7 protein-coding genes are annotated in these 8,421 nt (G+C 37.9%); 5 read left to right on the top strand and 2 right to left on the bottom strand.

Annotation, left to right across the window (positions count from 1 at the left end; all coding sequences use genetic code 11):
* Positions 1–1,112 (bottom strand): sodium-dependent transporter (locus tag Q0410_RS01210; protein ID WP_299031979.1); only part of this gene is annotated, 1,112 nt, incomplete at its 3' end.
* A 172-nt stretch (positions 1,113–1,284) separates the two neighbouring features.
* On the opposite strand from Q0410_RS01210, the gene Q0410_RS01205 reads away from it, so the two are divergent.
* Together Q0410_RS01205 and fni are read left to right on the top strand one after the other, a co-directional pair.
* Positions 1,285–2,703, top strand: a complete 1,419-nt coding sequence (locus tag Q0410_RS01205; RefSeq protein WP_299031977.1) for an LCP family protein — start codon at positions 1,285–1,287, stop codon at positions 2,701–2,703.
* A gap of 12 nt (positions 2,704–2,715) precedes the next feature.
* Entirely contained in the window at positions 2,716–3,729 is a 1,014-nt protein-coding gene (gene fni, locus Q0410_RS01200; RefSeq protein WP_299031974.1) for a type 2 isopentenyl-diphosphate Delta-isomerase, read from the top strand.
* Between the two features lie 121 nt (positions 3,730–3,850).
* Here the strand turns inward: fni and msrB are convergent, their stop codons facing one another.
* Positions 3,851–4,288, bottom strand: coding sequence for a peptide-methionine (R)-S-oxide reductase MsrB (gene msrB / locus Q0410_RS01195; RefSeq protein WP_299031971.1), 438 nt, complete (start codon positions 4,286–4,288; stop codon positions 3,851–3,853).
* A 105-nt stretch (positions 4,289–4,393) separates the two neighbouring features.
* Between msrB and Q0410_RS01190 the strand changes: the two genes are divergently transcribed.
* From Q0410_RS01190 to groL, 3 genes are all read left to right on the top strand, one after another.
* Entirely contained in the window at positions 4,394–5,617 is a 1,224-nt protein-coding gene (locus tag Q0410_RS01190; RefSeq protein WP_299031968.1) for a pyridoxal phosphate-dependent aminotransferase, read from the top strand.
* A 131-nt stretch (positions 5,618–5,748) separates the two neighbouring features.
* On the top strand, positions 5,749–6,033 hold the full coding sequence (gene groES, locus Q0410_RS01185; protein WP_299031965.1) for a co-chaperone GroES: 285 nt from the start codon (positions 5,749–5,751) through the stop codon (positions 6,031–6,033).
* A gap of 10 nt (positions 6,034–6,043) precedes the next feature.
* Positions 6,044–7,663 (top strand): chaperonin GroEL, encoded by a 1,620-nt coding sequence (gene groL, locus Q0410_RS01180; RefSeq protein ID WP_299031962.1) that lies wholly within the window; start codon positions 6,044–6,046, stop codon positions 7,661–7,663.
* The last annotated feature ends 758 nt before the right edge of the window (positions 7,664–8,421 follow it).

Raw genomic sequence — 8,421 nt, 5'->3', positions numbered from 1 at the left:
ACTATGTCCATCCATGGGCCCCATTTTGAAATTGGTTCTATAAAGATTCCTACTAGGTAGATTATAGCTATTAGGGTGATTAGGACGACTTTTCTTTTCAGTTTTGGAAAGCTATAGACTATGGCTTCTGTGATGGTTTCTAGCATGGATTGGATGGAGGAGATGCCTGCAAAGACTATGGCTACGAATAAGATTATTGCATATAGCCTTCCTAGGGGCATTTCTTTTAGGGCTTGGGGCAATACTACAAAGAGTAGTTTTGGCCCACTTGTTGGTGAAAATCCATAGGCAAAACATGCTGGTAGCATGACAAAGGCTGAAATCATTGCTGATAGGGTGTCAAGGCCTGCTGTGGTGGTCGACGCCTTGATCACATCTTCGTCATCTGGTAGGTATGATCCGTAGACTACCATTACTGTCCCTACTAGGGATAGGGAGAAGAAGGCCTGGCCCATGGCCGCTACCCAAGTTTTGATATCTTTTAGTTTAGCTATATCTAGGTTAAAGATAAATTTATAGCCTCCCATGGCTCCTTCTAGGAAGAATACTCTTATAGCAAGGACAAGGAAGAGTATAAAAAACAGGGGCATTATTAGTTTGTTGGTTTTTTCTATGCCCTTGGTTTCGTAGGCTAGGGCAAAGTAGACTAGGACCATTAAGATGAGGTGGGGGATTATTACCCTAAAATCACTAGTTGATATGCTGTCAAACCAGACTCCACTTTCTACTAAAAAGAGTCTGCCTGTGATGGTGTCTATTAGGGCTTTTAGGACGTAAGTTATTACTACGGCGTAACCAATTGCTAGAAGTCCTACCCCTAGCATTGGTAGCCACCTTATTATCCTGCCAAATTTTTCCATGTTTCTTTCTTTGTAGGCTTCTTTGTAAACTACCATGGGTCCTGACTTGTATTTTCTGCCTATGGCATTTTCTGCTGCAAGTCCTACCCTGCCAAAGATTATAGCAAAGACTAGGTAGGGTAGTAAGAATGCTAGGCCACCGTTTGAACCTAATTGGTAGGGAAAGGCCCAGACATTGGCAAGTCCTACTGCCGATCCCACGCAGGCCATAATAAAGCCCCATTTTGAAGAAAACTTATTTCTTTTTTCCATAATTACTCCAATATATATTTATTTCTTTTATGATTAATAATCTAATTATAATTAATTTTAGGAAATAATCAAGAAATCAAGGGATTTTAGCTTGTTTTTTTGCTAAATATTTTGAAAACTAGCTTAAAGATAGGATGGACTTAGGGTATAATGTAGCGAGAAAAGGAATATTATGAAAATTAGAAGATTTTTTGCCGTGGTTTTTGTTTTTGCCCTATCTTTTGTGGCTAGTAAGTTTGCTTTTGATTTCCTAGATCAAAGGTCAAATCAAGCTTTGTTCGCAGATGGGACATTTGAAGACCAGGCTGTTAAGACAAGTAAAGATGAATATTTAATCCTCATGGTTGGGGTTGATAAGGCAGCAGGTGAAGAAAATAACGAGGATTTCACCCGTACGGATACAATTATGCTTGTTAAGGCTAATACCAATGATGGTACGATTAAGCTTATGTCTATCCCTAGGGATTCTAGAGTCCTTGTGAGAAACACATATGACAAGGTAAACCACGCCCATGCATTTGGTGGTATAGAGCTAACTCTTCAGAGTCTAAGAAATTTCTTGGGTCTAGATATAGACTACTATGTTCAGGTCAATTACCAGGCCCTTGTAGAAATAGTCGATGCCATAGGTGGGGTTGACTATGAAGTGCCAGAGGGTGTTGAGATTAAAAAGTGGACTCTTGATGTAAAACCAGGATTGAACCATTTTGATGGGACAGATACCATGTGGTATTTAAGGACTAGACATATTTATGATAATGGAGACATAGGCAGAGTCGAGGCCCAACAAGACTTTGTTAAGGCCATGGTTGACCAGGCTGTAGAGAAGTCTAACCAGATGAATTTGATGACTGTGATTTCTTCTTATATTAAATATGTAAAGACCAACCTTCCTATGGGTGCTATAGTTGATCTGGTAAAAAGTATTCCAAATTTTTCATCTGATAAGGTGGATACCTTTATCGTTCCAGGCGAGGAAGCTACGATAAATAGGATTTCCTATTATATACCAGATGAGAGGGAGACTTGGGATATTGTTGATGATGTTTTTGGGGACTTTAAACTCAAAAAATGGACTGAGGAAGATTCTGGCCTGCCAGAGTCAAGCCACTCTAGCCTAAATAACCAGGCTCCGGTAAATATTTTCCCTAAGAATAATACAATCACTCCTAAGACCTACGAGCCAAATTATAATACCAATAATAATTACAATAATAATTATAATTCCAACAATTATAACAATAATTACAATAACAACACTTACAATAATAACTATAATAACAATTCCTATAACAATAACAATTACAATAATAATACTAACAATAGGAATAACAATTCTTACGAAAATAATTACAATACCAAGCCTAAGAAGAAAAAACCAGTTAAACAGGTTCCTAAAAAGCAAACCCAGCAGGAAAGTAAGCCGGAACCTAGCACTGAAACTCTAACACCCCAAGTAGAAAAAGAGCCAGTGCCAGAAGTAAGCGTGCCAAAAGAACCTGCCCCAGACCAGGGAGTAGTTGAATACCAGCCAGGTTTAGACCTAGATCAACCAGTTGATACTAGCGAAGGTGGAGGAGACGAAGAATAGTTAGGGAGATTTATGATTAGTAAAAGACGCGAGAGAAAAGATGAGCATGTTGAAAATTATTTAAAGACATCTGACTATAATGACACACTTTTTGGAGATATTTACCTAGATCACAATAGTTTATCAGATGTAAATTTTGATGAAATTGATACATCAATAGAGTTTTTAGGTAGGAAGATTTCCATGCCCCTTATGGTAAATGCCATGACAGGGGGAGGAGAGTTAAGTACTGATATAAATGAAGACTTATCTTCTATTTGCAAGAGCCTAAATATACCTATGGCTGTTGGAAGCCAGGCTATAGGTTTAGAAGATACTGGTGCAGAAGAGAGTTTCTCCCTTATAAGGGATAAGGACCTAGTTAGGATAGGAAATTTAGGTGCGGAAAGAAGTCTAGAAGATTTCAAAGATGCAGCAGGCATGATAGATGCCCATGCTATCCAAGTCCACCTAAATGTGGCCCAAGAGCTTTTTATGCCAGAAGGCGACAAGGATTTTAGTGGTTATTACGAAAATATAAAAAATCTAAGAAAAAAATTGGATCTTCCACTAATAGTAAAAGAAACTGGCAATGGCTTATCTAAGGAAGTTTGTAAAAAACTTATAGATGCGGGTATCAACTACCTAGATGTGTCAGGAACAGGTGGCACAAACTTTATAGAAATTGAAGATATGAGAGATTTTGTATCTGATTATAAAGAATTTTATAGTTGGGGCATACCTACTGCCAAGGCCATCATAGATGCAAGAAGCCTATCAGATGATGTATTTATCATAGGATCTGGAGGTATAAAAACAGCAGTAGATTTAGCCAAGGCCCTAATAATAGGGGCTGATATGGCAGCAGTAAGTGGAGAAGCCCTAAGATACCTACTTCTAGGAAGCTATGAAGCTTGTTACGACTACCTAAAAGAGATGAATAAGCGCCTAAAAATAACCATGGCTCTTTTAGGGGTTAAAAATATAGAAGAACTAAAAAAAGTAGACTATAAGATTACTGGTAGATTAAAAGAATTAGTAGATTAAAAAAAGCTAAGCTTTGGTAAATCAAGGCTTAGCTTTTTTGATCTTTAAAATTGATTCCTATTGGCAAATTTTTTGAAAAGTAATGTGAATTTGCAAAAATTTTGTATTCTTATTTAGGATTTTATTGGAAAAGTTTTAGGTATTCGCCGTAGCCTTCTTCTTCAAGCTTATCCTTTGGGATAAACTTAAGGGCTGCCCCGTTTATGCAGTACCTAAGTCCTGTTGCCTCTTTTGGTCCGTCATTAAAGACATGGCCCAGGTGACTATCAGCATCTTTGCTCCTTACTTCAGTTCTTTTTCTCGCAAGCTTAAAGTCGTCTTTTTCAGTAAGCTCTGTCCCGGCGATTGGTTTGGTAAAGGAAGGCCAACCGCAGCCTGCATCATACTTATCCCTAGATGAGAAAAGAGCCTCACCGGATACTATATCAACATATATTCCATCCTCATAGAAGTCGTCATATTCAGATGAAAATGGTCTTTCGGTCCCACTTTCTTGGGTCACTTCATATTGGATGTCAGTTAGTTTTTTTCTTAAATCTTCTTTGTTATACTTAGTCATTATTTCCCCCTTTTGCTAATTAATACCCAAATCCACCCTCAAAACCCAAGTAAGGAAGATAAAATTCGGTATAATAATAAGAAAACCTAGCAAAGGAGAATATTTATGACAATGATAATTAACAAAAGCGGCAAGGACAACGGACCTGACCTCGCTTTTTCGATAAATGCCAAGGTAAAAGCCGCCCAGGCCAAAGTTGGCAAGGAAAATGTAATAAATGCAGTTTTAGGAACCCTAGCAGATGATGAGGGCAATATCATAGCCCTTGATTCTGTCTACAATAGATTAGAAAGCATGGATAGGGGCTTAATAGCATCCTACGCTCCTATAGAAGGTGAGAAGGACTTTAGAGAAACTGTCCTAAACCTTCTTTTTGAAGACTATAGACCAGATGCCTACCTATCTGCTATAGCGACCCCGGGGGGTACAGGTGCTATCAGAAATGGGATATTCTCCTTCGCAGATGTAGGAGATCCTGTTATTTGCCACGATTATTTTTGGCAACCCTATCAAAAAATATGCAATGAATTTGATAGAGACTTTAGGACCTACAATTTCTTTACCAGAGACTATAAATTTGATCTAGATGCCTATAAAGCCTCTCAAGATGAGGCCTTAAAAGATAATGACCGTTTAGTTTCTATAATAAATTCTCCAGGTAATAATCCAACAGGCTATTCCCTATCAGATGAAGAATGGGATGATGTTTTAGAAACTTCTAAAAAAGCAGCCTCTGAGGGCAAAAAAATCACCCTAATTATAGATGTAGCCTACCTCGAATTTGCAGGTGATGGAGAACAAAAAAGATTTTTTAAAAAGTTTGAAGACCTTCCGGAAAACCTCTTTATCCTTGTAGCTTTTTCCATGTCCAAGGCCTACACTGCTTATGGCCTAAGAAGTGGAGCTGCTGTTGGCATATCAAGCTCAAAAGAAGTCATAGAAGAATACGAAGCTGCTATGGCGCATTCTGCCAGGGTAAACTGGTCAAACGGAGTTCACGCTCCACAAAAGATATTAGTTGACCTTGCGAGAGATGAAAATAAGGAAGAATACGATAAAGAACTTTTATCTTTAAAAGAAATGCTAAGAGAAAGAGCAGATGTCTTTGTAGATGAAGTTAAAAAACACAAGATAGATATAATACCATACTTCGGTGGATTTTTTGCCTTTATTCCAACTGATAAGGCCTTTAACCTTGTAGAAAAACTTGAAAAAGAAAATATCTTTACCATCCCTTCAGTCAAGGGAATAAGAGTTGCCCTTTGTGCAACAAATAAAAAAGACATAGTAAGACTTGTTGAGAGAATAGCCTTTTACATGGATAAGTAAAAGCATTTTGCCTTTGCTCTTGAAATAAAAAAACATCTTAGTATACTATAACTAGGAGTTAGCACTCGATAATGATGACTGCTAACAAAAACAAAAGCTATCATTATTTTATTTTCACAGGAGGAAATAATATGAACTTAAAACCAATCGGAGATAGGATCGTAATAAAAAAAGCTGAAGCTGAAAAAACTACAGCAAGCGGCATAGTACTTCCAGAAAGTGCGCAAGAGAAGCCACAATATGCAGAAGTAGTTGCAATAAGCACTGATATAGAAAATGACGAAAAGAAAAAAGATTCGCTAAAAGTAGGCGATAAGGTTATTTATTCTCAATACGCTGGTACAGATGTAAAACTAGATGATTCTGAATTTATCGTAGTTAAATACAATGACATCTTAGCAGTAGTAGAAGGTTAAGGAGGAAAAAATGGCAAAAGATATTAAATTTGGTACAGACGCAAGAGAGGGTCTTGAAAAAGGTATAGATAAACTTGCTAATGCAGTAAGAGTAACCCTTGGACCAAAGGGCAGAAACGTAGTCCTAGATAAGGCTTATGGAGCACCAACTATTACAAACGATGGTGTAACAATTGCAAATGATATAGAACTTGAAGATAGGTTTGAAAACATGGGAGCTCAACTTGTAAAAGAAGTAGCAACCAAAACAAATGACGTAGCAGGTGATGGTACAACAACAGCTACAGTCCTTGCTCATTCAGTAATGAAAGAAGGACTTAAAAACCTAGCAGCAGGTGCAAATCCAATTGTCCTAAACAAGGGTCTAAAAAAGGCAACTGATATAGTTGTAGACTACATCAAAGAAAACTCAAAAGAAGTTGAAGACAAACAAGCTATAGAAAACGTAGGAACAATCTCATCACAAGATCAAAACATTGGTAAGCTAATAGCTGACGCTATGGAAAAGGTTGGAAATGACGGAGTAATCACAGTTGAAGAATCAAAGACAGCTGATACCTACCTAGACCTAGTAGAAGGTATGCAATTTGACAAGGGATACCTATCACCTTACATGGCAACAGACAATGAAAAGATGATAGCAGAACTTGATGACCCATATATTCTCTTAACAGACAAAAAGATTTCAAATATCCAGGAAGTATTGCCACTATTAGAGCAAATCGTTCAAGAATCAAGACCACTACTAATTATTGCTGATGACGTAGACGGTGAAGCTCTTACAACTCTTATCCTAAACAAACTAAGAGGAACCTTCAACGTAGTAGCAGTAAAAGCGCCTGGCTATGGTGATAGAAGAAAAGCCATGCTTGAAGATATAGCAGTCTTAACAGGCGGCAAGGTAATAAGCGAAGAACTAGGCATGGACCTAAAAGAAGCAACAATAGACATGCTTGGATCTGCTAAAAAAGTAAAAGTTGATAAAGACAACACAACATTAGTAGAAGGTAAGGGCGACAAAGAAGCTCTAACTGAAAGAGTTGAAAACATCAGAGGCCAAGTAGCTAAAGAAGAAAGCGAATACGAAAAAGAAAAACTTCAAGAAAGACTAGCTAAACTTGCAGGTGGAGTTGCTGTAATAAACGTAGGTGCAGCCACAGAAACAGAAATGCAAGAGAAAAAATACAGAATCGAAGACGCCCTATCAGCAACCAGAGCTGCAGTAGAAGAAGGAATTGTAGCAGGTGGTGGGGTAGTCCTAATAGGCGCAATCGATAAGGTAGAAAAACTAAGAGAAAGCCTAATAGGAGACGAAAAAACAGGTGCCTTAATCATAGAAAGAGCCCTAGAAGCCCCACTTAGACAAATAGTAGAAAACGCAGGCCTAGACGGATCTGTAATAGTAGAAAAAGTTAAAAACAGTGACAAAGAAGAAGGCTACGATGCTTATGAAAACAAGTTTGTAAACATGTTCGAAGCAGGAATCGTAGAACCAACAAAAGTAACAAGATCAGCCCTACAAAACGCAGTAAGCGTAGCAGGAATGATCCTAACAACAGAAGCTGCTGTAGCAGACATAAAAGAAGAAGAACCACAAATGCCAGCAGCACCACAAATGCCTATGTATTAAACCCGCCTGCCCGGCGAGCAGAGGGCCCGTGCGGAGCACCTCGCAGCGAAGCGAGAGAGATAAGCCACCGCGGCTAGGGGAGCGGCCTCCACGGAGTGGTTCGCAGCGAAGCGAGAAAGAGATCGCCTCGTTGAGGACCCTCCATGCGAAGCCTATCCCAATCTTCTAAAAGAAGATTGATGGAAGGACAAACCTGCCTAGCGGCTAAGAGCGGCAGAGGCAGAATGGTCGAGCTTTAGTTCGGAAACCAAATTGTATAGGCCACTATATAACAGAAAATATTCAGACTAAAAGGTCTGTTGTAGAAAGAATAATTTTCCAATATTATATTGGACGATAATTACTCACAACCTGCAACAGTCCTTTTTTCTTTTCTCTAAACATACTTACTAGAGAAAAGAAAAATTGATTTTTTTGTTTTTTTATAACTTTCTTAGAAGTTTTGGTAAAAATAATTGTTTTTTTGCCTGATAAAGTCTTTTTATTTACACTTTTTAATAGTATTTTCAACGTTTTTATGATATGTTAAGTATAACTAGAAGAAAATTGTTATAGTTATTTTCTGAAAACAAATATATTACAAAAATACTTTATGAAATTCAACTTTTAATATTTTTCGCATGCTGAGATAAGTCTATCAGCTTTGTGCTTTGAGGAGGGAACATGAAAAATATAATTAAGAATAGGTACATATCTTTTATATTAGCTTTGCTTATGATAGTGGGAGTTTTTCTTCCTCATGGGGGGGCTTTGGCTAA

This window comes from uncultured Anaerococcus sp. (genome assembly GCF_937934665.1).
GTDB lineage: Bacteria > Bacillota > Clostridia > Tissierellales > Peptoniphilaceae > Anaerococcus.
Note: the sequence above shows the minus strand (reverse complement) of the source record. Positions and strands in the feature narration are given on the sequence as shown.